Annotated in this window: 18 protein-coding genes and 1 pseudogene; 8 read left to right on the forward strand and 11 right to left on the reverse strand. The window is 42.2% G+C overall.

The window, feature by feature from the left end; all coding sequences use genetic code 11:
* The first annotated feature begins 269 nt into the window (after positions 1-269).
* Complete coding sequence (locus tag F907_RS0118215; RefSeq protein WP_373868479.1) at positions 270-923, forward strand: acetyl-CoA C-acyltransferase; 654 nt, start codon at positions 270-272, stop codon at positions 921-923.
* Between the two features lie 63 nt (positions 924-986).
* On the opposite strand, the gene F907_RS01610 is transcribed toward F907_RS0118215, so the two are convergent.
* Positions 987-1493, reverse strand: a complete 507-nt coding sequence (locus F907_RS01610; RefSeq protein WP_016653238.1) for a hypothetical protein — start codon at positions 1491-1493, stop codon at positions 987-989.
* Between the two features lie 146 nt (positions 1494-1639).
* On the opposite strand from F907_RS01610, the pseudogene F907_RS19330 reads away from it, so the two are divergent.
* Together F907_RS19330 and F907_RS01605 are read left to right on the forward strand one after the other, a co-directional pair.
* A pseudogene (locus F907_RS19330) lies at positions 1640-1848 on the forward strand (hypothetical protein); the annotation flags it as partial.
* Between the two features lie 82 nt (positions 1849-1930).
* The gene (locus F907_RS01605) at positions 1931-2629 is read left to right on the forward strand and encodes a YidX family protein (RefSeq protein ID WP_016653239.1); all 699 of its coding nucleotides are present in this window, start codon (positions 1931-1933) and stop codon (positions 2627-2629) included.
* A gap of 42 nt (positions 2630-2671) precedes the next feature.
* Here F907_RS01605 and F907_RS01600 read toward each other — a convergent pair whose 3' ends face one another.
* Together F907_RS01600 and F907_RS01595 are read right to left on the reverse strand one after the other, a co-directional pair.
* Positions 2672-4477 carry an ABC transporter ATP-binding protein gene (locus F907_RS01600; protein ID WP_016653240.1) on the reverse strand — a complete coding sequence of 602 codons (1806 nt, stop codon included), beginning with the start codon at positions 4475-4477 and terminating at the stop codon, positions 2672-2674.
* A 55-nt stretch (positions 4478-4532) separates the two neighbouring features.
* Complete coding sequence (locus F907_RS01595; RefSeq protein WP_016653241.1) at positions 4533-5282, reverse strand: hypothetical protein; 750 nt, start codon at positions 5280-5282, stop codon at positions 4533-4535.
* 177 nt (positions 5283-5459) lie between these two features.
* Here F907_RS01595 and F907_RS01590 point away from each other — a divergent pair, with 177 nt between their 5' ends.
* The 4 genes from F907_RS01590 (at position 5460) to F907_RS01575 (ending at position 10560) form a co-directional block, all read left to right on the forward strand.
* A complete protein-coding gene (locus tag F907_RS01590) occupies positions 5460-6155 on the forward strand; it encodes a DsbA family oxidoreductase (RefSeq protein ID WP_005278485.1) in 696 nt (231 codons plus the stop codon).
* A gap of 589 nt (positions 6156-6744) precedes the next feature.
* A complete protein-coding gene (locus tag F907_RS01585) occupies positions 6745-8163 on the forward strand; it encodes a hypothetical protein (protein ID WP_016653242.1) in 1419 nt (472 codons plus the stop codon).
* A 230-nt stretch (positions 8164-8393) separates the two neighbouring features.
* Entirely contained in the window at positions 8394-9533 is a 1140-nt protein-coding gene (locus tag F907_RS01580) for a hypothetical protein (RefSeq protein WP_016653243.1), read from the forward strand.
* A gap of 130 nt (positions 9534-9663) precedes the next feature.
* Positions 9664-10560 carry a hypothetical protein gene (locus tag F907_RS01575; protein WP_016653244.1) on the forward strand — a complete coding sequence of 299 codons (897 nt, stop codon included), beginning with the start codon at positions 9664-9666 and terminating at the stop codon, positions 10558-10560.
* Positions 10561-10650: 90 nt separating this feature from the next.
* On the opposite strand, the gene htpG is transcribed toward F907_RS01575, so the two are convergent.
* From htpG to F907_RS01550, 5 genes are all read right to left on the reverse strand, one after another.
* Entirely contained in the window at positions 10651-12570 is a 1920-nt protein-coding gene (htpG, locus tag F907_RS01570) for a molecular chaperone HtpG (RefSeq protein ID WP_016653245.1), read from the reverse strand.
* A 114-nt stretch (positions 12571-12684) separates the two neighbouring features.
* On the reverse strand, positions 12685-13035 hold the full coding sequence (locus tag F907_RS01565) for a lysozyme inhibitor LprI family protein (protein WP_005278467.1): 351 nt from the start codon (positions 13033-13035) through the stop codon (positions 12685-12687).
* Between the two features lie 136 nt (positions 13036-13171).
* A complete protein-coding gene (locus F907_RS01560; RefSeq protein WP_016653246.1) occupies positions 13172-13756 on the reverse strand; it encodes an OmpW/AlkL family protein in 585 nt (194 codons plus the stop codon).
* A gap of 406 nt (positions 13757-14162) precedes the next feature.
* Positions 14163-15584, reverse strand: coding sequence for a Na+/H+ antiporter family protein (locus tag F907_RS01555; RefSeq protein WP_016653247.1), 1422 nt, complete (start codon positions 15582-15584; stop codon positions 14163-14165).
* A gap of 121 nt (positions 15585-15705) precedes the next feature.
* Entirely contained in the window at positions 15706-16581 is an 876-nt protein-coding gene (locus tag F907_RS01550; RefSeq protein WP_016653248.1) for an alpha/beta fold hydrolase, read from the reverse strand.
* Positions 16582-16694: 113 nt separating this feature from the next.
* Here F907_RS01550 and F907_RS01545 point away from each other — a divergent pair, with 113 nt between their 5' ends.
* Positions 16695-17180, forward strand: coding sequence for a DUF4442 domain-containing protein (locus F907_RS01545; protein ID WP_005278454.1), 486 nt, complete (start codon positions 16695-16697; stop codon positions 17178-17180).
* Positions 17181-17245: 65 nt separating this feature from the next.
* On the opposite strand, the gene F907_RS01540 is transcribed toward F907_RS01545, so the two are convergent.
* The 3 genes from F907_RS01540 to rpoB form a co-directional block, all read right to left on the reverse strand.
* The gene (locus F907_RS01540) at positions 17246-17602 is read right to left on the reverse strand and encodes a YMGG-like glycine zipper-containing protein (protein WP_005278453.1); all 357 of its coding nucleotides are present in this window, start codon (positions 17600-17602) and stop codon (positions 17246-17248) included.
* A 208-nt stretch (positions 17603-17810) separates the two neighbouring features.
* Entirely contained in the window at positions 17811-22004 is a 4194-nt protein-coding gene (gene rpoC, locus F907_RS01535; protein WP_005278451.1) for a DNA-directed RNA polymerase subunit beta', read from the reverse strand.
* A gap of 139 nt (positions 22005-22143) precedes the next feature.
* Entirely contained in the window at positions 22144-26232 is a 4089-nt protein-coding gene (gene rpoB / locus F907_RS01530; protein WP_016653249.1) for a DNA-directed RNA polymerase subunit beta, read from the reverse strand.
* Positions 26233-26308: the final 76 nt, after the last annotated feature.

Below are 26308 nucleotides of genomic sequence, written 5' to 3' on the forward strand. Positions count from 1 at the left end.
TTAGCGAAAAGAAAGAATTATTTTAACAGTTTATTTATTTCTAAACTGCATGTTAAGAATCTTTTCGAGCTAAAAAATCCTACTAATTTTTCTTATTTAAATCAATAATATATAAGTAACCCTAAGATACTTTTCACTAATTATTAAGAAAAAAATATCATTACAACTCCAAGCCTTAATCTAGATAGAACAATACACGGCAAATTATGATCGCTATTCCAACAAATAATAAGGTTCTAACAATATTTAAAAATATGGCAGCCGATTTAATGGGAATCAGTGATATCGGTAAGATTATTGAATCTCAAGATTATGATAAAACTGATATTGATGACTATATTCTCCTTGATGCCAATGGCTTCAAAATCCTTTGCGACATCGACGAAGTGATTCGTGCTGATGCCAACCTTGAAGCATTCAAAGCATTGAAACCAGTGTTTGACCCTAAAGGTGGTTCAGTGACAGCAGCGACTTCGTCTGCTCTTTCGGACGGCGCATCTGCAATGTTATTGATGTCTGCTGAACGTGCTCAAGCACTGGGTTTAAAACCACGTGCCGTGATTCGTTCAATGGCGATTGCAGGTTGTGATGCTGCGATCATGGGTTATGGTCCAGTACCTGCAACTCAAAAAGCGCTGAAACGTGCGGGTTTAACCATGGCGGATATCCAAACCATCGAGTTAAACGAAGCATTTGCTGCTCAAGGCTTATCAGTGATGAAAGGCTTAGGCGTTTATGACAAGCAAGACATCATCAACTTGAATGGTGGTGCGATTGCATTGGGTCACCCATTGGGCTGTTCAGGTGCTCGTATCACAACAACCTTGTTGAATGTGATGGAACAACAAGATACACAAATCGGTCTTGCGACCATGTGTATCGGTCTTGGTCAAGGTATCGCGACCATTATCGAACGTGTTTAATCGACACTAAGATAGAAAAATCCCCGCACTTTGCGGGGATTTTTATTTATTCAATCAGCTAATTTAATAAGGCTGTTTAAAGCCTCTTAGCCCATCTTGAATTTGCTGTTGTAATCGCAAAATATCATCGGTATTCAACTTAATCGTGCCATTACGAATCCCATCAATATTATTGCGGTTAATATTCAAAGGTTCCAGCATTTTGAAAATACCATTGGTTGGGTCAGACGACTGTAAACCTGAAGCAACTGCCAAGATATATTGCTGCAAAATCGGAGAATACTGGTTCAGATCTGGCTGCGCTACCACCGGCTGATAATTGACGATCAGTGGACTTTCACTCACGCCCGCATTCTGCATATCATTATTGAGCTTATAAACATAATGCTGCAATGCCTGACGAACCTGCTTGTCTTCTTGAAAGGGAACAAATCCCACTTCTTCACGTAATTCAGATTCAGCCATGACCCGAATGGTCGGTAATGAGGTCACTGCATCATTGGCTTGAACTGCTGGCAAGCCCATAAAAGCCAATACAGCCATCAGGATGGATCGTTTTAGAAAATTCATTGTTTGCTCCAAACATCCCTCATCCATAAGAAAATCATGAGTTAAATAAAAGCATCTATGAATAGGCTACAGCAAACTCAGCTTTGATTCAGTAGAGGTCGGATAAACGGTAAATATCATCCAAATCTGGACTCAGCCATGAAGATATTGTTTATCCTGCTGTGAGTCATCTTAAATCACTACAGCCACTCTCCAAGCCATATCGGGTGAAGATTCAATATCTTCACAATAGAAGTGGCAAAGTTGAGTGATCCACTAAAGAAAAACTGGCTCATTCACCGCTGCTTCCCTTTCTTTAACCCCTGATGCAATGGTATTGCCTTCTAAAGTTCTGGGTGTTATTTATCAACCTTAACAGAATCAACCCTCACCCTAAAATGATGATAAAGTTAAATCCAATACACAGATATAAGCGTTAAAATATAAGGAATACACGGATGTTGACATCACAAACAAAAACCGTAATTGCATTAGCCACGATCGCCGTACTTTCTACAGGCTGCGCCACCTCGACCCTGATCAAGAAAGACAATCGGACCTATACGCGGACAGAGAAAGTCACTTTGATTGAAGACAATGTGATTGCTTTTGGTCGACCAGCTCAAATAGTGACAAATTTACCCAAAGACAGTATTGTGATTGCTGGGCAAAAGAACAGTTATATCCTCACCCAAGGGGGTACTCAGTTTGTGACCTTGATTGGCAAACTAGATCCTAAAAATATTCAAATCACCCGCGATCTCAATTTCTATTCAGAAAAAAATGATGGTCATTTTTCAGGTACTTTGCCGCTTTCTTATGTGAAACTCAAAGAAGATCTAAGCAAGAAAGATCTAGAATTCTTTATTGAGAATGGCGCCAAAGAATGTTCATCTTCAAGTGATGAACGGATGCGAGCGCAACGCTTCTGTTTTGAGATTAAATTGGCAGGTGTCGTCTACCCTGCCGCCAATAATCTCAGCGCCTTAAAAGCATTAAGCAAGCCCTATCAAGTCACCATTTATACCCAGAAAGAAGAACGCTATCGCTCCAAATCAGGGTTAAATCCGCTAGAAAAACTGGTGCTGTTACCGTTTGCAGTTGCGATTGATGTGGTAAGTCTACCCTTCCAAGCCGCAGACAAGATTTTTGATTAATTCTGGACTAAGAACCATTTCAAATCGCATGATGAAGAGTAGCTAACTATGGGTTTCCTCTTCATCATCGCCTTCAAAGGTCTTGGAAATCTTTTCGATATTTAAACTTTTGGCCATCGCATCAAAGATATCCTTATAGACGCCTTGTTGCTGATACAGCTGATGATGCTCGCCATGTTCCACAATCCTGCCATCCTGCATCACATAGGTATAATCGGCATCAATAATCTGTGACAGGCTATGTGAAATAATAATCACCGTCCGCCCCTGCTTAATTTCATCCAGACTATGCTTGATCTGTTCAGTGGCAATCGCATCCAGACTGGCCGTAGGCTCATCCAGAAAAATAATCGGCGGATTTTTCAGGAACATGCGGGCAATCGCAATACGCTGTTGTTGCCCACCTGAGAGCAATAAGGCATCAGATTGATAGGCCTGCGGTAGTTTAAGAATCTGCTCGTGAATCGAAGCTTTTTTCGCAGCAAGGATAATCTCATCCTGTGTGGCATTCATTTTGCCATAACGGATATTTTCCTCAATCGTGCCCTGAAAAATATGATTTTTTTGTAGGACGAGGCCAATATGATCACGCAAATATTGAGTATCAATCTCTGTTAATGACGTTCCATTTAGTAGAATTTCTCCGGACTGCGGTAAATAGAATTTATCCAGTAGGCTAATCAACGTCGATTTACCTGCGCCAGATAAACCTACCAATGCTGTGATCTTATTCGGCTGAATGGTCAGGTTAATATCTTTCAATGCATGAAAACCATTGGGATAGAAAAAATTAAGCTGCTTTAATTCAAACTTGCCTGTCAATGGCTGTGGTTTAAGCTGGCCAGAAGTTTCTATTTCATCATCCGCTTCAAGAATCTTAAAAAAGCTTTCCGCATAAATCATTGCATCATTGACTTCATCATAGATTCGATGCAGAGAGCGAATCGGGGCGGAAACATTATTAAAGAGCAAGATATGAAACATGATCATGCCAATGCTCATATCACCGACCAGAACAAAATAGGCCGTTAGAATGATAATAAACACCACGCCAATCTGTTCAATAAAAGTTTTGAGTCCATCAAACAGAAAACTCAGCTGACGAGTCCGCATCTGATCATCAGTCAGCTGTTTTTGTAAGGTCAGTTGTTTTTCAGCTTCAATCTGCTCTCGGTTAAATGACTTAATCACCGTAATCGACTGAATGATACTTAAAGTCCCCTGACTTTTACGTTCTCGACCATCACGTAAATTACGGCGTGTACCACTGAGTTTCTGTGCCTGTTTAAAGGTAATCCAGAAATAAATCGGCACAATACTCAAAGCCACCAAGCCGATCCAGAAGTTGGCATAGAACATCAGACACAGGGCAATAATGGCACTACTAAACAAAGGAAAAATATCAATAAAGAAGATTTGCACCAATCGAGTAATCGAACCTATGCCGCGATCAATCCGGGTTTGTAATTTCCCTGCCTGATTGTCATCTTGGGTAAAGAAGGCCAGACGATATTGTAGAAACTTCACAATGATCGACTGTGCCACATCTTGTGAAATCAAAATCCGTAATTTCTCGCCAAAAAACTTTTGTCCGAACTGGATAAAAATATTCAGCACTTCTTTACTCAGTAAAATCACGCTGATAGTGATCAAAATATGCAATCCAGCAGTCAAACCCTGTCCAGACTCAACCACAGCATTGATCTGATCCACCGCATATTGCAAGGTCAGCGCATTGACCTGTGCCGTTAAGGCGCCGATCAGGGTCAACACCAACGTTACTGCAACCAGCCACTTATAAGGCAACACAAAAGGTCTTACTTTAAGAAACAACTGCCATAAGTTCATATTTGGGTCTTCTACCTGTGTTCTGAGCGCACTCTGTGGACTTAGTCGATCGGTATTACAATTCTTCTTCTAATACCTCAGCATTATTTTGTTTAATTTTCTCCATCTTGGCATTCAGCTTTAACACATCTTGATAGAGCGCATTGAATTTTTTCACTTGAGCGGTCTCTCGGAACAAAATGGTTTTATCTTTTCTCTGCCACTGATATTGCTTCAACATATCAAACATGGCCTGTGCTTTTTCCATAATCTGCTGTTCAATCGGGAAAATATCATGGGCTTTGTCTGCCTTCAGGTTATGCTCCAGTTTGGCTTGCAGTGAGGCTCTCATTTCATTGTGAATCGCCAAACTTTTTGCCTGCTGCATTGAATGCATCTGAATCTGTTGTCGTGCTTGTTCATATTCAGCAGATGCTTTACGCACCGCCACAAACATTTGCTCAGTGTCTTTATAGCCCTGTTTGCGGTCTTGGTCTAAGCGTTCAACATCTAAAAAAGTATCCCAATTGGCGGCTTTCAGTTCACGTAAATAACGATTACGCGCTTCTACATTCTGCATCCAATAGTTCAGCAGAAACTCAGACATCAATTTATAATCGCCAGATAAACGCTGATCATGGATATCCAGTTGTACAGGCGTTGACCAGTCTTGCGCCTGATCATAAAGTTCGCGCATTTTCTCGGACATTACCACCTCAAACATCTGCTGATTATTGATGGCACGTTGTTTTAGGGTATGTTGATAAAAGAAAAATGAACCGATACCAAGCACGACTATTGTAAGAAAAATTAAAAAACGGCGCATATAGCCTCCAAGTTTCATTATATTTTTTTATGTTGTTTAGCCAGTTTAATCCATAAAACACATGCAGTTATAGCCCTTTTTATTTCATTTCTCGTAACGGAGCATTACATATTCATCGCTTTAAATTCATGAGCTTCGCCCCTATTATCTGATTAAGTAAAATTGAAGAGAGCTGCTATGCGTGTAGATATTTGGTCAGATGTGGTCTGTCCATTTTGTTATATCGGTAAAAAACGCCTTGAACATGTTGCTGAAGAAGCTGGTATTGAGCTGGATATTCACTGGCATAGTTTTGAGTTAGATCCCAATGCGCCAGCAAAACATGAAACTTCAAACACTGAACGTTTAGCGCAGAAATACGGTCGTAGTTATGCCGAGATGGAAGAAATGGAGCGTAATGTTGCAGCCATGGCAGCCGCCGAAGGCATCGATTTCCAGTGGCAGAAAGCCAATTCAGGTAATAGTTTTAATGCACACCGTATTATTCATCTTGCACAAAGCAAAGGCTTAGGCAATGAAGCGGAAGAAGCCTTCTTCCATGCCTATATGACTGAAGGACTCGCGATTGGTGAACGTGAAGTCGTTGAAGAAATTGCCTCACGTATTGGCTTAGACAATGCTGAAGTTGAGTATGTACTGGATTCGGATGAACTGGCAGATTTTGTACGCCATGATGAACAAATCGCCCATGAACAACTAAAAGTCACTGGGGTTCCTTTCTTTGTCTTTGATCAAAAACTAGCACTTTCTGGTGCACAACCCCGCGAGATTTTCTTGCAAGCATTACAGCAGGCACAATCCGCTTCTCCAGAAGAGATTGAGCAAACAGATGCAGCCCAATGCAACGATGATCAATGCGAAATTAAACCTTAATTTCGCATTGATCACAAAAAACCGCTTCCATGTACATCTCGAAGCGGTTTTTTAATACCTACAGTCTAAGATTTCTTTTTCTTTCAGTCGTTTATCTTTTAAAAAACACCGTCTATCGGCTGTTATCAAGATTTCCCACAAAGTCGATTTTTATTTGCTGAGCTTTTCACCAATAGATATGTGAAAGTGATCACAACTCACCCAAAAATTTATAGATAACTTTTGAACTTATGATCTGCCAATCCGATTCATTATTTTAAAATGTTTTTATTTTCAAAGACAAACCATGATGAATATCTCGATTTAGCATATAAAAATGAGAATTTTAACGAACTTGACCGCTATAGATTTTGTCTCTTTTTCTTCTATAATCGTCATAAAGTGACAATCTTTTGTGATGAAAATACAAGCTTTAAATGCTTGATGTGCTGATCACCAAACAGAGAGATCGATGGATTACAGCCGTTGTCACACCTGTAAAACAGCAAACTTTGCCCACTATAATTGATTACAAACGATTCAGATTACTGTCACTTTTCCGTATTTATGATTTAAAACAGGCTCAAGCCTATCTCTAAGGAAACAATCGATGGACGTATTAGAGAAAGCACTCTTGGTTGATGAGCTCAAAACCCTCGTCGACGGGTTGAATGATGATAAAACATCACTTTTTGAAATTGCCAAATCAAAACAACGTATCAAAGATATCTGCGCATCTTGCGACGATCCAACCTTTCAGGATCAACTCAGCCCATTTAAAGAGTTTATTCTCAATGAAGAGTTTTCGGCTGACGACTTGGCTGAATATGGCTATGCCATGACCTATCGTGGTACCTATAATTTTATGGGTCGTGTAGAAAATGCCTTGTTTGCCTCAGCAGATATGGGCTGGGCTGCATTACGTCAAGGACAGCACTGGCAAGTCTGGGTCATTCGCCCTGCCTTGTCCTTCCTGAAAAGCCCTTGGTTAAGCAAGTCACAAGATGCCCTGCAATGGCTACGAAAACATGCCAGTGAATACGTGAAAACTGACCATGAATTGCAAAATCTGATTCCTGTTTTAGAGGCCACTCCAGCTGAAGAGATTGAAAATTTAAATCAAGACAGCCTCTCCCTGATTAAACAGCAAAGTGCAAACTTTCAGTCACAGCTAGATGCAATTATTCAAGAAAAAATTCAGCCTGCTGCTGTAAGCCCATCGATGCAGACAACACCGCGTGTAAAACCCGGTTTTAGGCCAGGCACCCTTGCTTCAGCCAACCTGAATAAGGCCCAGCCACTGGCTCTAAATGATTTCAGTCTGGATGGCTTACCGTGTCGATTGGAACGCGTAGATGCACGCACCTTCCCGTCACTGTATCGGGTCGATCTGCATAACGAGATTGATCAAAATATTAAAATCGACTGGCTCTATCTCAAAGCTGAAAACGAAGCACAGCCACTTTGGGGCTCAGCGCAAATTTTTATTGCTGAGCAGCTCTATGCACAAGGCCAATTTTCCCATTATGTGGTGTTGGTCGGCACGCATAGTGTTGAATATGCAACCACTATTTTACAGGCCTATACTGATCAACGTCACACCCGAACCAGTTCAATTCACCAAACCAGCTGGAATAACTTTAAACAACACTATCACCAGCATGAAAGCTTATTTAATGAATGCATCATGAATGGCACTTTGGTTTGGCAGCGTGATCAACGCGTGTATCCCTATATTCCCGCCTCATTTATCAATACACAAAAATTTATACCTTTTGAGGAAACTGCTGCAACCTTTTTCACGCCTGTGATTTTGCTCAGAGAACGTCAAAAAATCCGCGTGATTCATGGCCTAGAACGGGTCAAGCTCTCTAACGAGGATCAAGCCTATCCCTATTTACTGTTAGACCGTGCTGATGGTTATACCTGGCAACTGATTCGGCAAGTCATCAGCCATTTGCCGCAACCGATTTCTGTCCATGACCTTTATCAGGCTCTCGAAAATAGTACGGTCGAAAAATCGCCTTAAATAGAGCATGCAGCATCACAGCAACGCTCTAATATTCATTATTAAAGTCTGGCTCAAGGATGAGCAGATAGCCTCGGTAAGCCGAATGATGTTTACCACTGTGTATTACGCTAAATGCTTATGATTTCTCGCATTTTGTAGGAGTAAATTGCTGTTTTTTGTGTCTAATACTTGATTTTATTAAGCTAATCATCAAAAGTTAATCTAAGAACAATAGATAAGCCTTAATTATGAATAATTTACAGCAAATAGTACCATCGCGTATCTTTTTTGCTTTGCTGACACTATCGATCGGATCTTTAAGTGTAGCAAATGCAGAAACGCCCCCTGAAGAACAAAAACAGCAATCTAATCATACGACACGCTCAACCTTAGCACATGGTTCAGAGAATGCATTGGACTATATCCCGCGCTGGGTTGACGCTACACCAACGATATTTCCAGAGCAATCAGACCAATCTACGGTTCCTCCAACAGCTGAAACTGAAGACAAGACCTGGTTTGACAAAAAACAACGCCATATCCGTGAATGGGCAGACCGTACCTCGGTCAAGATTGATGATTGGTTTGGTGATGTAGACCCCGAAAATCCGGCCTCAGCCACGATCCGCGTCATGTTGGACAATTATTGGAACCAATATGATAACTATGAAATTAAACCTCGTATTCGAGGCAAGATTAAATTACCGACTTTAGAGAAAAAAGTCAGTGTGGTATTTGGTGATGACTCGCTTGATGATGAGTTTAAAAACAATGTCGCCAATACCAATAATCAGCCGAACCAAGATCCAGGTAAAAAATTTGACTCCAAACAAACTCGGGACAGCAATGGTTCATTGGCCTTACGTTGGTCTAATTTCTCGAAAAAACTTCCCTTTGAAACCGATGCTGATATTGGTATCCGTTCAGGCAGCGATATTTACTTACGTTTAAGAGCAGAAAAACACTGGGATTTACGCAATGATTTTCGCTTTAATGCCGAGCAGATTTATCGTTATGGCAGTCGAAGTGAAAACTATTTAAGAACCAATCTAGAGTTGATTCACGCTCGCCCGAATCAGCCGTTTTTATCCAACCAGTTCAGCTTAACCTATGCAGACAAACAGGATGATGATCTATGGTGGGATAACCGTCTCTTCCGCCAACATCAGTTCTTTGCACATAACACATTTAATTATGGTCTCTACACTGGCGGCTACTACAATAAAAACGAGTTACGCCTGAATAGTTGGGGGCCGTTTGTATCTTGGCGACAACCGTTATGGCGTGAATGGTTCTATGTCCAAGGCGACCTCAATTATTTTAATGATCACCGTGAGGACCGCAGTCATTATGTCAGTACCTTTGTACGGCTCGAAACCTTATTCTAGTGTTTAATCAACAAGCTTAACTAAGGCCCAGTGGAAAGTACGATTGGGTCTTTTAAAAATATTGACCGTGTCAATAAATGGTTAAGCTTAAGCTGCTATGCTTGTTTTCTTTATTTTTCTTCACCATAACATGTATCAACGATACGCTTTGGTGGTGTTTGTTTTGATTGCAGGCAATCTCAGTCTCGGTTATTTAATGACACCCCTATTTCCAATGCTATTTCCATTGAGCAGGCATGTCACACGCCTGCCCGTTTCGTTGTTACATCAACAGGCTTGGCACGCTCCCAAACAGTTTATTCACACCCATCCATTGATTTGTGATACGCCAACTGAAATAACGTCTGATCCAGACCATGATATCCAACTCAGTCAGGAGTTAATGGCGGTGTTTGGCGATGATTCATTGGCGCACCGTGCCCAACAGCCACAAGCCGTGAAGAAGCTTGGAAAAAGTACCAAACATAAGGCACACCACAATATCACCCGTCCCAATCCTCTCAGTGCCAGCTGGAGTACCATCTCAAGTTGGTTGCCCTTTAACAATGACCTCGACTTGGGTTCAAACTCCGACACCGACATTTATGTGCAATTCCTTGCCAAGAAGCAATGGGTCCTACATTCAGGACTCAATCTGGATACGGCACAAATCTTTCGTTATGGTTCCACCAGTAAGAATTATGCAGAAACCAATTTCAATTTAACTCAGAAATTTCAACAACAAAGTTTACTCTCAACCCAGTTCAACCTGTCTAAAACACAGGATGAGGATTATATCTGGCGCAACCGTACCTTTCAAAACTTTCACTTTTTATCCAAGGACAATCTCAGCTATGGCATTGTGAGTGAAGGTGATTATGAAAAGAAAGAACTTCGGGTCAATCAATGGGGGCCCTATTTTTCCTGGAAAAGACCGATTTGGCGTAATTGGCTCTATATGCAAAATGATCTGAACTATTTCAATGTGCCTGCGGATAAACAGGACAATCATTTCAGCTATCAAATGAGCTTTGAAGCGAACTTCTGAGGATAATATCAGCATCACTGTGGATAACTTCCTAGTTATCCATACCCATAAAAAAACCTCTGCCGAAGCAGAGGTCTTTGAGCAAAGCGCTTATTTCAATAACAAACTATTAATCCGTTTTACATAAGCTGCCGGATCTTCGGGTAATCCCCCTTCGGCAATCACCGCCTGATCAAAGATCACGTTAGCCAAATCATCAAATTGTGCTGAGTTTTCCAGTTTTTTCACCAATGGATGCTCAGGGTTAATTTCTAATGTTGGTTTAATTTCTGGAACTGCTTGGCCTGCCTGTTTGAGCATGCGAATCAGCTGTGGAGAAAGCTCGCCTTCACTAGTGACTAGACATGCTGGTGAATCGACCAGACGCGTAGTCACCCGCACTTCTTTGGTTTTGTCTTTTAATGAACTACTTAAACGATCAACCACTGGTTTAAACTGTTCAGCCGCTTGTTCTAAAGCCTTTTTCTCTTCGGCATCTTGCAAATCACCCAGATCGACTGCACCTTTAGACACGTTCTGCAATGGCGTACCATCGAACTCAAATACAAAGTTCATGGCCCACTCATCCACACGGTCTGCCATGAGCAGGACTTCAATGCCTTTTTTCTTGAACACTTCAAGTTGTGGCGAGTTTTTCGCAGCGCTTAAACTATCTGCAGTCACATAATAGATGGCTTTCTGCCCTTCTTTCATACGTGCTTTATAGGCCGCAAAAGAAGTCGTAATCTCATCATTATTCGAAGTCGCATAACGTAATAATTTGAGGATACGTTCACGGTTGCCTGTGTCTTCACCCAGACCTTCTTTCAAGACTGAACCAAATTCAGTATAGAAGGTTTTGAATTTTTCTTGGTCTTTCTCATCTTCCGATTTGGCCAAACCATCAATTAAAGTCAATACACGGCGTGCATTACCTTCACGAATGGTTTTTACATCACGGCTTTCCTGCAACAATTCACGGCTTACATTCAGCGGTAGATCAGCACTGTCCACAACGCCTTGAACAAAACGTAAATAGTTTGGAATTAAGTTATCCGCTTCATCCAAAATAAATACACGTTTCACGTACAGCTTAATGCCGGCCTTCGCTTCACGGGTAAACAAATCCTGTTTGGCCTGACTTGGAATATACAATAATTGCGTATATTCGGTGCTGCCCTCAACACGGTTATGTGCCCACGCCAAAGGCTCTGCAAAATCATGGCTCAGATTTTTATAGAACTCGATGTACTGTTCATCGGTGATTTCGCTCTTGTTACGTGTCCAAAGTGCGCTGGCAGAGTTAATGGCTTCCCATTCATCGGTCTTGACCATTTGACCGCCTTTAGGCTCTTCACCTTCAGCGACTTCTTCCTCCTGCCATACTTCTTTTTGCATTTCGATAGGCAAGCTGATGTGGTCTGAATACTTATTGATGATTTGTTTAACTTTCCACGATTCTAAATAATCCAGTGCATCATCACGTAAATGCAGAATGATGTCCGTACCACGCGTGGCTTTATCAATTTGCTGAACTTCAAATTCGCCAGTACCACCACTAATCCAACGTACACCTTCAGCTGTATCCAGACCTGCACGGCGTGATTCCACCGTAATTTTATCGGCAACAATAAAACCCGAATAGAAACCAACACCAAACTGACCGATTAACTGTGCATCTGATTTTTGGTCACCTGTCAGCTTAGACATAAAGTCTTTGGTTCCCGATTTTGCAATGGTGCCCAAGTTATCAATTGCTTCTTGCTGGCTTAGACCAATCCCGTTATCAGAAATGGTTAAGGTTTTATGCTCTTTATCTAGAGTTACACGAACGCGTAAGTCAGGATCATTTTCATAATATTCAGGATGATTAATGCCTTCGAAACGTAACTTATCGCAGGCATCTGAAGCATTGGAAATCAATTCACGTAAGAAAATTTCAGGGTTGGAATACAGTGAATGCGTCACTAAATGTAATAACTGAGCAACTTCAGCTTGGAAACTATAATTTTGGGTAACTTGTTCACTCATAAATCACTCCTTATCTGTGCTTATATCTTTGGAATGATTTATGAATGGTGCATATCTTGGATTTTTCAATCCTTGATCCTTATTTTTCAGGTAAAAATCGCACAAAAAGCACAATTAGAACGGTCCTTGGCTCAAGACCCGTGTTTGTAACAGCTGATCGAGCTGCTGTTGTCTCTGTGCATAAGCACGACGAAGGCACGGTGCATTGGCGCCACAGGAGTTACGCTGTTTCAACCATTGGAACTGCTGGTCTTTTTCTGCATCACGGCCACCCATCGGGAGGGCACGCAAAATAATTTGATAGGTGGTTGCCAATTTAACATCAGCATCATTTAAACCACGATCATTACAGATCTGTTGTTCAGCCTTTAGTTTTGCTGCCTTGCAGGAATAACTCGCCGCCTGCGCGTGAGATACCAGTAGCAGTGGTAAGCACAACAATATCGGTGTTATTAATCTTTTCATTATAAATGGCTCACTTTTATTTGTGATAATTTTTCAGCATACAAAACTCTCTGTGTAGAGCCTGTATCTGTTTTATATTGGAATTGCAAAAATGAAAAAGCCTCACTGTGTGAGGCTTTTTAAACGGTACTTTAGCTTAGAATTTGTAGCTATAACCTAAGGTATACACAACCGGGTTAAGGTCTAAGTCAAATTTAGTCCCATCTACCAGCTTAACTTCTGGACTTAAATCTGCATAACGCACATCCACATACACGCCCCAGTTTTTCGCATCGGCTGGCTGGAAATTAAAACCAAGCTGACCTGCAAAACCGAATGCTTCTTTTACGTCTTTTGCTACACCCTTTTCATTCCAAGGAATGAAGGCCGTACCACCAACACCGATATAAGGTGTGAAACGTGTTGAGTTTTTAAAATTATACTTGGCTGTAATGGTAGGTGGTAATTGGCGAACACTTGCAACTTTTTCACCATTTAATAGCACATCATGATGAATTGGAGTAGCTAATAATAATTCAGCAGAAAATGGTGTATCACCAAAGAAATATTCGACCGATGGTGTAAATGCAAACTCATGATCGCCTTTTACCGTTGCGCCAGGTGCAATTGTTGTATCCCCTGTTGGATCAATTAAACTTGCACCCACTTTAACTTGAAAGCCCCCTGCAAATGCAGTTGAAGATAACCCCAATAATGCAACAACCAATGCTTTCTTTAACATTAAAACAACCTCTTTAACAATTTATGTTCTTGTTCAACATAATAAACACGGGTTTTTACATTATGCAATAGTTATTAATTCCAACCTTTTAAATATATTTTGTAATATATTGAATCTTAATAAAATATAATTGTTAAAATATGTAATATTTATTAATTCCGACCATTTAAGTCCACTTAAATCACTATAAAACCTAGTATTTTAATCAAGTTTAAATAGTATATCAGCATAATTAAAAAATAAATTTAGTAAGATTTAAAAATATATTCATATAAAACTTAATATTAAAACCATATTATAAAAACAGAATAAAGAAGAGACAAAAAATGTCATTTAATGATCTTTTTTAGATTTTTAAATTCAGAAAATATCAGCAAAAAAAATGGCTCTTAATGAGCCATTTTTATTATAAAACCATCGCAGCAATCCAGCCAAAAATAAGCAATGGGATATTAAAGTGTATAAAAGTCGGCACAACAGTATCCCAAATGTGATCATGTTGGCCATCTACACCTAAACCAGCCGTTGGCCCCAAAGTCGAATCTGATGCAGGTGAGCCTGCATCACCGAGAGCCGCAGCCGTTCCAATTAAAGCAATGGTCGCCAACGGTGAGAAACCAAACTGTACGCACAGCGGCACGTAAATCACCGCCAGTACAGGTACACTTGAGAACGATGAACCAATACCGATGGTGACAAATAAGCCAATAAACAGCATAAGGAATGCCGCTAAAGCATGATTGTCGCCAATGATATGCACCACCCCATTGACCAGATGGGTAATATCGCCTGTATGCGTCATCACTGAAGCAAAACCTGCGGCAGAGATCATGATGAAACCGACCAGAGCCATCATGCGCATCCCTTGTACAAACACATCATCCGCATCTTGCCATTTAAAAATACCAGATGCTGACAACACCGCAAAACCGACTAGGCCACCCAAAATCATTGAACCTGAGTACAACTGTGCAACCAAGGTTAAACCAATAGCAAGCACGGCCATAAACATGGTTTTCTTGGAAATATACGGCACATTCTCGGCTTCTTGCTTAAGCTCTTCTGCATCCGCTTTGAGGTCATAATCTTCTTGTGCCGTTACTCTAAGTGGTTTGTCCAGATCAATGGTTTTGACTGTGTTAATGGTACGATCTACATAGATACGAGGTTTACGATAACTAATAAACACGGCAACCAGCGTCCCAAGCACCATACCTAAAACAGGAATTGCCATCCCGACTGGCATCATGCCTCGCTCAACATGCAGACCATAGGCTGCCCCAATTTTATTGATATTGCCCATCAGGATCTGTTCAAGGAAAATTGCACCAAAACCCACAGGCAGGAAAATATAAGTTCCGACTAAACCAAGGGTCATGACACAGGCTGCTGCACGTCGATCCAGCTTTAAATGGTTCATCACTTTCAGCAAAGGAGGAACCAGGACTGGAATAAAGGCAATATGTACAGGAATCAAGTTCTGAGAGAAAATCGCAGCGATCAGCAAAATCGTTAATAATAGATATTTCACCTTTCTTTGCTGATTTTTACCTGCTTCCATCCCCAATAAACCAATGAGTTTATGCGCCAGTAAATCAGGTAAACCAGACTTGGAAAGTGCCAAGGCAAATGCGCCTAACACGGCATAAGCCAAGGCAACTTCAGCGCCATCACCTAAGCCAGCATTAAATGCTTCTACGGTTTGGGAAAGACTTAGACCTGCGACCAAGCCGCCAATAATGGCTGAAATCACTAATGTGAGAACAACAGAAACGCGTGCCAGTGACAAAATAAACATCACGGCAATCGCAATTACGACAGCATTCATGAACAATTTTAGGAGCAAAGAAAAGGCGACATTCTAGCAGATTCATAATCATGAAGCTGAAAATATCGCCGTATTGTAGCGCATCTCAAGTGATTTTTAGCTTAATTATTCTACGAAAGCCTTAAGCTGCTTGGCGTTGTACGAATTGACGGATCAGTTCAGCAATTTTTTCTGGTTGGCTCAGTACGGCCCAGTGATTGGCATCAAGTTCAACATATTCAAATTGCTCCACCCATTTTGGCATCGATTCGGTAATGTACTCTGGGCTGACAAAGGCATCACGCTGTAACACAATCGCTTGTACAGGGCATTGTGCATAACGTTGACGAGGCTGAGTTAGAGAAGGGATAAAATTGGCACGATACAGATTAATGCCATATTTTCCATCTGCAACAATATTGGCATTCAATGGCAAATCTTTCTTCTTTTCCAATCCGCTTAAAATCTTGCCCCATTTCTCTGGACTAAAGAAGGTCCATACTGTTGGTGCAACCAAAGGCAGGTGAAAAGCCCCGATATACCAAGATTTAGTCAGCATTTTCAATACATTGCTCGGCGCTGATTTAAATTTTTCACGTAGATATAAAGACGCATGATCCAAACAAGGGCCTGAAATTGTCGTATAAGACAACAAACGGCCTTTTAATTTTGGCTCAGTTGCCGATTCCCACGACTGTAAAGAGCCCCAGTCATGTGCAGCCATATGGAAATTACGGTTGGGCAGGACTTGATCCACCACTTCTTGTAAATCCAAAGACAGACGTGGCAAGCGATAATCCTTAATCCGTTTCGGAATTGAGGAAAGCCCCGCCCCACGGACATCGTAGGTCACCACATAATAATCATCGACCAATTTCTCAATAATGGGTTCCCAAACTTCCTGATTGTCTGGATAGCCATGAACTAAAACCAAAGCTGTTTTTTTCTCATCACCCCATGTTTTCACACAAAGCGTTTGCTGATCCGAAGTCGTAACTGTTTTTACTTGTGCTTGCATAATTGTTTCCCATTTTGTTTTCTATCGGCTTGCTCATCAACAGCCATTGCCAGCGATGCAATAAAAATGATACTTATGAAGTATGAATAGAGTTGCAAGAAAAAAAATTGACCATGAAAGACTTTTTCAAAAAAATTCGAACCATTCCTGCGATTTCCAGATTTCTACTCAATCACTACTCCCCTTATCGTGGAGCAGGAATTAACATTGAAAACATTGATCTCGATGATTATCACATTCGCGTTAAGATGCCGCTTACAAGACGCAATCGCAATCTTGTCGGAACGCATTTTGGCGGTAGTTTATATTCGATGGTCGATCCTTTTTATATGTTGATTCTGATTCACCATCTGGGAAATAAATATATTGTCTGGGATAAAAGTGCCACGATTAATTTTATTGCTCCAGGCCGCAATACGGTTTATGCGGATATCCAACTCAATGCTCAGGAAATTACCGAAATTAAGCAACTGGCAGAAAATTATGAACCCGTTCTGCGTCATTATACGCTGAATATTGTAGATGAGGCAGGCACCCGAATCGCGGAAGTCGAAAAAGTACTGTATATCCGCCGAAAAAAACCGAAAGCCAGCTCCTAATGCGACTCAAATAAAAATGCCTGCAATCGATTGCAGGCATTTTTGAATTCGATATGAAGAGAGGATTATTTCTTCTCTTGAATTGCAGCACCAGCTCCGCCGCCAATGGCACCACCAATCGCAGCGCCAGAATCGCCACCAAAAATTGCTTTACCAACGACTGAACCAATACCAGCACCAATCGCACTACTGGTTGTAGAGCTGCTATTCGCACCCTTCGCATTGGCACCTACACCTGCACCCGCAGCTGCACCAACGCCAGCACCAAGGCCACCGCCAACATGGTTACCTAAACCACCACCGACAGCACCGCCAAGCGCTGCTGTACCAATACGCTGATCAGAGGCACTCATATTTTGACAGCCTGTAAACATCACCGCCGATAATGCCAAAGTAGAAACTAAAGCTATTGTTTTTTTCATGACCATACTCACTTCTATACGTTCTACACAAAAGCATAATCCTCTTTTATGGGGAATTTGATCACATTGTGTTATCACAATGTCCCAATCGATTGATATTTTGTAAAGAAGTCCCTTTTTAAAAGCAACCAACGCAATCTTATGAAGGTTCTATCGTCATGCCCATAAAAAAAGGCACCCGAAGGTGCCTTTTTTGAGCAATTTGAACTTAGAACTGGTCTGAGTTCAATGCTTGACTAAATGCTTGGTCAACTTCACTAAAGTCATTGTGAAGTTCAAATTCAGCAGCTTCTGCTTCTTGACGACGACGCTCTAAATGATACGCAAGACCTGTACCTGCCGGGATCAAACGACCCACAACAACGTTTTCTTTCAAGCCACGCAAGTCATCTTCTTTACCTGTTACAGCCGCTTCAGTTAACACACGTGTGGTTTCCTGGAACGATGCAGCAGAGATGAACGAGTCAGTAGAAAGCGACGCTTTGGTAATACCCATCAATTGACGTTCAAACTTCGCAGGGAACTTGTTCTGAGCCAAGACTGCTTGGTTCTCTTGAACAACGCGGATGTAATCCACTTGCTCGCCTTTGATGAAGCTTGTATCACCGCCATCAGTGATATCAACTTTACGCAACATTTGACGTACAACAACTTCAATGTGCTTATCGTTGATTTTTACACCTTGGAGACGGTAAACGTCTTGAACTTCGTTCACGATGTAGTTGGTAAGTGCCACTTCGCCTTTCAAACGTAAGATGTCATGTGGGTTTTGTGGACCATCAGAAATGGTTTCACCACGGTTCACATGCTCACCTTCGAACACGTTGATTTGACGCCATTTTGGAATCAATTCTTCGTAGATTTCTGAACCGTCATCTGGCGTGATGACTAAACGGTTCTTACCTTTGGTCTCTTTACCGAAACTTACAACACCTGATACTTCTGCAAGGATCGCATGTTCTTTCGGCTTACGTGCTTCGAACAAGTCAGCTACACGCGGAAGACCACCGGTAATATCACGAGTACGTGAAGTTTCTTGTGGTACACGACCAATGACGTCACCCACACCAATCGTTTCGCCATCACGGACAGTCACAATTGTGTTTTGTGGCAAGAAGTAGAACTGTTCGCCGCCATCGGTTGTATCCAACACGATTGCAGGACGTAAATCTTTACCAGAAGCAGGACGTGCTGTTACAGGCAAGATTTCAACAGTAGTCATACCTGTTGCATCATCAGTTTTCGATGTTGCAGTTACGCCATCAGCGATCTGGCTGAAACGCGCTTTACCAGCAACTTCTGTTACCAATGGATGTGTATGCGGATCCCAAGTCGCTACGATACCGCCAGCTTCTACAGCTTCACCATCTTTCAACAAGATGCTTGCACCGTAAGGAAGTTTATAACGCTCACGCTCACGACCTAAGTCATCTGCAATACCGATTTCACCTGAACGTGAAACAGAAACCAAGTGACCTTTGGCATGTTGTACAGTTTTCACGTTGTGGAAACGTACAGTACCTTTGTTACGGACTTGAACACTGTTTGCAGCAGACGTTCGGCTCGCAGCACCACCGACGTGGAAGGTACGCATCGTTAACTGTGTACCTGGTTCACCAATTGATTGTGCAGCCATTACACCGACAGATTCACCTGGGTTCACCAAGTGACCGCGTGCAAGGTCACGACCGTAACAACGCGCACACACACCGAATGTAGATTCACATGCAATCACTGAACGTACTTTAACTTCATCGACACCCGCTTCTTCAAGCTGAGCAGCGATTTTCTCGTCAATTAAGGTACCACGTGGAAGAACCACTTCATCATCAGATGCACGACGTACATCTTCAGCAGTTACACGACCCAATACGCGATCGCGTAATGGTTCGATTACGTCACCACCTTGAATGAATGGAGTCATGACCAAGCCGCCAGCTGTACCACAGTCAGATTCAGTAATAACTAAATCTTGTGCTACGTCTACAAGACGACGTGTCAAGTAACCCGAGTTCGCAGTTTTCAATGCGGTATCGGCCAAACCTTTACGCGCGCCATGTGTCGAGATGAAGTACTGAAGTACCGTCAAACCTTCACGGAAGTTCGCTTTAATTGGGGTCTCAATGATCGAGCCATCCGGCTTCGCCATCAAACCACGCATACCAGCAAGCTGACGGATCTGCGCCGCACTACCACGGGCACCCGAGTCAGACATCATGTAAATCGAGTTGAATGATTTCTGCTTCTCGTCTTCACCTTGTTTGTTTTTCACAAGGGTATAAGACAAGTTATCCATCATCGCTTTCGCAACTTGGTCGTTGGTACGCGCCCAAATATCGACAACTTTGTTATAACGCTCACCCGCAGTTACGAAACCTTGCTCAAACTGTTGTTCGATTTCACGAACTTCTGTTTCAGCTTTATCGATAATCGTATGCTTGGTTGGTGGAATCAACATGTCTTCCATACCAACAGATACACCTGAACGCGTCGCTTGACGGAAGCCCAAATACATCAATTGGTCAGCGAAGATAACGGTATCTTTCAAACCAAGTTTACGGTAGCAAGAGTTGATTAACTTCGAGATGTTTTTCTTGGTCATCTCAAGGTTGATCGATTCGAAGCTTAAACCTTGTGGAACAACTTCCCATAACAAGCAACGACCAGGTGTTGTATCAACAATGATGGTTTGCTTTTCACGGTTACCGTTTTCATCAATAACAGTCTGGTGTACACGTACTTTTACACGTGCATGGATTGCAACTTTACCCGTCGCTAACGCACGGTTAACTTCGTGAGTGTCCGCAAACACCATGCCTTCACCTTTGGCATTTACCGCATCACGTGTGATGTAGTAAAGACCCAAGACCACGTCCTGAGAAGGAACGATGATCGGCTCACCGTTTGCAGGTGACAAGATGTTGTTGGTCGACATCATCAACGCACGTGCTTCAAGCTGTGCTTCCAATGTCAATGGAACGTGTACCGCCATTTGGTCACCATCGAAGTCGGCGTTAAACGCAGCACAGACGAGTGGGTGAAGACGGATTGCCTTACCTTCGATCAGAATAGGTTCAAATGCTTGAAGACCTAAACGGTGAAGTGTTGGCGCACGGTTCAACATAACTGGATGTTGACGAATCACAGAAGCAAGAACGTCCCAAACTTCCGGTGTCTCGCGCTCAACCATTTTCTTCGCAGCTTTAATGGTTGTTGCTTGGCCAGAGGCTTGTAGTTTCGCGAAAATGAATGGCTTGAACAATTCAAGTGCCATTTTCTTCGGAAGACCACATTGGTGAAGACGTAAAGTCGGACCAACGGTAATAACCGAACGACCTGAATAGTCAACACGTTTACCGAGTAAGTTTTGACGGAAACGACCTTGTTTACCTTTGATCATGTCTGCCAAAGATTTCAATGGACGTTTGTTCGAACCTGTAATCGCACGACCACGACGACCGTTATCAAGCAAGGCATCCACAGACTCTTGTAACATACGTTTTTCGTTACGTACGATGATGTCTGGCGCAGCAAGGTCAAGAAGACGCTTCAAACGGTTGTTACGGTTGATCACACGACGATATAAATCGTTCAAGTCTGAAGTCGCGAAACGACCACCTTCAAGTGGTACAAGCGGACGTAAGTCTGGTGGAAGTACTGGCAGTACATTCATCACCATCCATTCAGGCTTGTTGTTCGAATCTTTGAAAGCTTCCATCAACTTCAAACGCTTAGACGCTTTTTTAAGTTTCGTCTCAGAAGTTGTTTGTGGAATTTCTTCACGTAAACGTGCAATCTCAGCTTCAAGATCGATATCTTTTAATAAATCCTGAACTGCTTCTGCACCCATTTTCGCAGTGAATTCATCACCGTGTTCTTCAAGTGCATTGTAGTATTCTTCGTCTGTTAAAAGCTGATACTTTTCAAACGGAGTCATACCAGGATCAGTTACTACATAAGATTCGAAATACAATACGCGCTCGATATCACGTAATGTCATATCAAGAAGTAAACCGATACGGCTCGGTAATGATTTCAAGAACCAAATGTGTGCAACTGGAGAAGCAAGCTCGATGTGACCCATACGTTCACGACGAACTTTCGCAGTCGTTACTTCAACGCCACATTTTTCACAAATGACGCCTTTGTATTTCATACGCTTGTATTTACCACACAAGCATTCGTAATCTTTTACTGGACCAAAGATTTTGGCACAGAACAAACCGTCACGTTCAGGTTTAAAAGTACGGTAGTTAATGGTTTCAGGCTTTTTAACTTCACCGTGAGACCATGACTTAATCATCTCTGGTGACGCAAGACCAATACGGATACGGTCAAATTCAATAGGTGCATGACCTTCTGAATCCGTTTTCTTACGCATGATATCGAGCAAGTCTTTCAATTTTTTTCTCCGTGTGTCGAGGAGCTAAGCTCACCCGACTGGGTCACAAATATTGTTTTTACTGAAATTTGGGAATCTCCCCTAACCCCTCTTTTAAAGAGGGGAACTCCCCCTTTAACAAAGGGGGACCGAGGGGGATTTAGTCACCATTTTTCAGTTCAATGTTGATACCTAAAGAACGGATCTCTTTGGTCAATACGTTGAACGATTCAGGCATACCCGGATCCATATAATGGTTACCATCTACAATGTTCTTATAGATGCGTGTACGGCCTTCGACGTCATCCGACTTCACAGTAAGCATTTCTTGGAGAGTATATGCTGCACCGTATGCTTCAAGTGCCCATACTTCCATCTCACCGAAACGCTGACCACCGAATTGTGCTTTACCACCAAGCGGCTGTTGAGTCACAAGTGAGTAAGAACCCGTTGAACGCGCATGCATCTTGTCATCAACCAAGTGGTTCAATTTGAGCATGTACATGTAACCTACAGTTACAGGACGGTCAAACTGTTCACCTGTACGTCCGTCAAACAATACCGTTTGACCAGTACGTGAGATGTCAGCAAGTTCAAGCAAGTCTTTGATCTGGCTTTCTTCAGCACCATCAAATACAGGTGTTGCCAATGGAACACCAGCACGTAAGTTGCCTGAAAGCGCCAAGATTTCTGCATCAGTCAAGCTATCAAGCTCTTCCTGCTCACCACCAACCTTGTTATAAATCTTGTCTAAGAATTCACGCAGTTCAATCACTGTACGTTGTTCTTTCAACATTTTTTCGATTTTATCGCCAAGACCTTTGGCCGCCATACCTAAGTGAGTCTCAAGAATCTGACCCACGTTCATACGTGACGGTACACCTAGTGGATTCAATACGATGTCGACTGGTACACCATTCGCATCATGCGGCATGTCTTCAACCGGTAAGATGTTAGATACAACACCCTTGTTACCGTGACGACCCGCCATCTTATCACCAGGCTGGATACGACGTTTCACCGCAAGGTAAACCTTAACAACTTTCAATACACCCGTTGTTAATTCATCACCTGTAGAAAGTTTACGTTTCTTCTCAGCAAACTTCTCGTCAATCTCGTAGCTCTTCTCTTTCAAGAACACTTGAATTTGAGTTAAACGCTCTGCGATTGCTTCATCAGTCGGCTGGATTTCAAGTAAGTCAACCAACTCTAAACCAGACAATACGTCTTCAGAAAGTTTATCGCCACGTTTGGTTGAACCACCACCGTTAGATTCTTGACCTTTCAACAAACGAACAATACGTTCACGTGCTGCTTCTTCGAAGATTTTGTATTCTTCTTTCAAGTCTTTACGGTATGCGTCAAGCTGAGCTTTCTCAATTGCTTGTGCACGTTCATCTTTTTCCAAACCATCACGTGTGAAGACTTGAACGTCAATCACTGTACCTTTGGTACCAGACGGAACACGTAAAGACGAGTCTTTTACGTCAGCCGCTTTTTCACCAAAGATTGCGCGAAGTAATTTTTCTTCAGGCGTTAACTGAGTTTCACCTTTAGGTGTTACCTTACCAACAAGGATATCACCCGCAGTCACTTCAGCACCGATATAAACAATACCTGACTCATCCAATTTAGACAGAGCAGCTTCACCGACGTTAGGAATATCGGCAGTAATTTCTTCTGCACCTAACTTGGTATCACGCGCTACACATGACAATTCTTGAATGTGAATCGACGTTAGACGGTCTTCTTGAAGTACACGCTCAGAAAGTAAGATCGAGTCTTCGTAGTTATAACCGTTCCACGTCATGAACGCGACGCGCATGTTTTGACCCAGCGCAAGTTCACCCATGTCAGTCGATGGACCGTCAGCCAAGATATCACCACGAGCAACTTTGTCGCCCAAGTTCACGATGACATTTTGGTTAATACATGTATTTTGGTTTGAACGTGTATATTTGATCAGGTTATAGATATCTACACCTGCTTCACCCGCGATCATTTCATCTTCGTTGACACGAATCACGATACGAGATGCATCTACATATTCAATTGCACCACCACGATCGGCGATCACACATACACCTGAGTCACGTGCTACGTTTGCTTCCATACCCGTACCAACAAGCGGCTTGTCAGCACGTAAGGTAGGCACAGCCTGACGTTGCATGTTTGAACCCATCAATGCACGGTTCGCATCATCGTGTTCAAGGAATGGAATCAATGACGCTGCGACAGATACAACCTGTTGCGCAGAAACGTCCATATGGGTTACGCGCTCAGGCGACATACGAACGAAATCACCTTGGTGACGTACAGAAACCATTTCTTCAGTTAACGTACCATCTTTATCAACTGCAGAATCGGCCTGTGCAATGACAGTCCCTACTTCTTCAATTGCAGATAAGTATTCAACTTCATCAGTCACACGACCATCTACAACTTTACGGTAAGGTGTTTCCAAGAAACCGAAGTCATTCGCTTTAGCATAGACAGAAAGCGAGTTGATCAAACCAATGTTTGGACCTTCAGGTGTTTCAATTGGACAAACACGACCATAGTGAGTTTGATGTACGTCACGTACTTCGAAGCCCGCACGTTCACGTGTCAAACCACCAGGACCAAGCGCAGATACACGACGTTTGTGTGTAATCTCAGACAATGGATTGTTTTGGTCCATGAACTGAGACAACTGGCTTGAACCAAAGAACTCTTTGATTGCAGCAGCAACTGGTTTCGCATTGATCAAATCTTGTGGAGACAAGTTATCTGTTTCTGCTTGGCTTAAACGTTCTTTAACAGCACGTTCAACACGGACTAAACCAACACGGAATTGGTTTTCTGTCATTTCGCCTACAGAACGTACACGACGGTTACCCAAGTGATCGATATCATCGACTTCACCTTTACCGTTACGAATCTCAACCAATGTACGCAATACATCGATGATATCGTCGTGCGATAAAATACCTTCAACTTCACGTGACTTCTGATCAGTACCCACTTCGTAAGGACGACCCAAACGACGGTTGAACTTCATACGACCGACTGGAGACAGGTCATAACGCTCAGAAGAGAAGAACAAGTTGTTGAATAAGTTTTCAGCAGCTTCTTTGGTTGGTGGCTCACCTGGACGCATCACTTTATAGATTTCGACAAGCGCTTCTTCACGGCCTGTCGTAGTATCTGCGCGCAAGGTATCTGCAACGAAAGAACCACGATCGATGTCATTGGTGAACAGGATGTTAAACTGCTTAACACCACCTTCAGCCAACTTCACCATAATTTCATGGCTAAGTACGGTATTGGCAGGAATCACATCACCACTTTTCAGTGTAATGTCTTCAGCCGTAATACGCTCATACAAATACTCATCAGGTACAGAAAGCTTGGCTAAGTTCGCCGCTTCCATTTGACGTACGTGACGTGCATTAATACGTTTACCTTGTTCAACGATTGTTTTGCCATCGTTATCCAAGATATCAAATTGCGCCATCTCACCACGTAAGCGATCTGGAACGAGGTCAATTTGATAGCTACCCATATCAAGATATACAGGTACTTTTTCATAGAACAAATTCAAGATTTGTTCATTGCTATAATTCAAGGCACGTAAAATCACCGTTGCAAGCAACTTACGACGACGGTCAATACGTACGAAAACTAAATCTTTGGCATCAAATTCAAAGTCTAACCATGAACCACGGTAAGGAATAATACGTGCTGAATACAACACTTTACCGCTTGAGTGGGTTTTACCCTTGTCATGGTCAAAGAATACGCCTGGCGAACGGTGTAATTGAGATACGATTACACGCTCAGTACCGTTAATAACGAATGTACCGTTATCGGTCATGAGTGGCATTTCACCCATGTAAACTTCTTGTTCACGAACGTCTTTAATTGATTTCGTTTCACGATCTTTGATGATCAAACGAATTTTTACGCGCATTGGTGCCGCATAAGTTGAACCACGTAAAATACATTCACGTACGTCAAACTCAGGCTTACCAAGGCTATACTCAACAAATTCTAAAGCAGCATTGCCAGAATAACTTTCAATAGGAAAAACTGAACGAAATGCGGCTTGGAGACCGATATCTTCGCGATTTTTTGGTGTTTTACCGCCTTGTAAGAATGTACGGTACGAATCGACCTGAATCGAAAGTAAGTACGGTGCTTCCATTACGTGGGGCAATTTACCAAAATTCTTACGGATCCGTTTCTTTTCGGTATATGAGTATGCCATCTGGAGTCCTCGGAAAGTAAACTAAGCCCGCCTGCAGAACGGGCTTAGAAGGAATTACGCAGGCCGATATGGCCAC

The sequence above is a fragment of the Acinetobacter colistiniresistens genome (assembly GCF_000413935.1).
Taxonomy (GTDB): domain Bacteria; phylum Pseudomonadota; class Gammaproteobacteria; order Pseudomonadales; family Moraxellaceae; genus Acinetobacter; species Acinetobacter colistiniresistens.

Excerpts from the sequence above, each read along its gene's own strand:
- F907_RS01595 (WP_016653241.1), bottom strand. The coding sequence starts at position 5,282 with ATGCGCCGTTTTTTAATTTTTCTTACAATAGTCGTGCTTGGTATCGGT.
- F907_RS01590 (WP_005278485.1), top strand. The coding sequence starts at position 5,460 with ATGCGTGTAGATATTTGGTCAGATGTGGTCTGTCCATTTTGTTATATC.
- htpG (WP_016653245.1), bottom strand. The coding sequence starts at position 12,570 with ATGAGTGAACAAGTTACCCAAAATTATAGTTTCCAAGCTGAAGTTGCT.
- F907_RS01600 (WP_016653240.1), bottom strand. The coding sequence starts at position 4,477 with ATGAACTTATGGCAGTTGTTTCTTAAAGTAAGACCTTTTGTGTTGCCT.
- F907_RS01565 (WP_005278467.1), bottom strand. The coding sequence starts at position 13,035 with ATGAAAAGATTAATAACACCGATATTGTTGTGCTTACCACTGCTACTG.
- F907_RS01585 (WP_016653242.1), top strand. The coding sequence starts at position 6,745 with ATGGACGTATTAGAGAAAGCACTCTTGGTTGATGAGCTCAAAACCCTC.
- F907_RS01605 (WP_016653239.1), top strand. The coding sequence starts at position 1,931 with ATGTTGACATCACAAACAAAAACCGTAATTGCATTAGCCACGATCGCC.
- F907_RS01550 (WP_016653248.1), bottom strand. The coding sequence starts at position 16,581 with ATGCAAGCACAAGTAAAAACAGTTACGACTTCGGATCAGCAAACGCTT.
- F907_RS01545 (WP_005278454.1), top strand. The coding sequence starts at position 16,695 with ATGAAAGACTTTTTCAAAAAAATTCGAACCATTCCTGCGATTTCCAGA.
- F907_RS0118215 (WP_373868479.1), top strand. The coding sequence starts at position 270 with ATGGGAATCAGTGATATCGGTAAGATTATTGAATCTCAAGATTATGAT.
- F907_RS01580 (WP_016653243.1), top strand. The coding sequence starts at position 8,394 with ATGAATAATTTACAGCAAATAGTACCATCGCGTATCTTTTTTGCTTTG.
- F907_RS01555 (WP_016653247.1), bottom strand. The coding sequence starts at position 15,584 with ATGAATGCTGTCGTAATTGCGATTGCCGTGATGTTTATTTTGTCACTG.
- F907_RS01560 (WP_016653246.1), bottom strand. The coding sequence starts at position 13,756 with ATGTTAAAGAAAGCATTGGTTGTTGCATTATTGGGGTTATCTTCAACT.
- rpoB (WP_016653249.1), bottom strand. The coding sequence starts at position 26,232 with ATGGCATACTCATATACCGAAAAGAAACGGATCCGTAAGAATTTTGGT.
- F907_RS01610 (WP_016653238.1), bottom strand. The coding sequence starts at position 1,493 with ATGAATTTTCTAAAACGATCCATCCTGATGGCTGTATTGGCTTTTATG.
- F907_RS01540 (WP_005278453.1), bottom strand. The coding sequence starts at position 17,602 with ATGAAAAAAACAATAGCTTTAGTTTCTACTTTGGCATTATCGGCGGTG.
- F907_RS01575 (WP_016653244.1), top strand. The coding sequence starts at position 9,664 with ATGTATCAACGATACGCTTTGGTGGTGTTTGTTTTGATTGCAGGCAAT.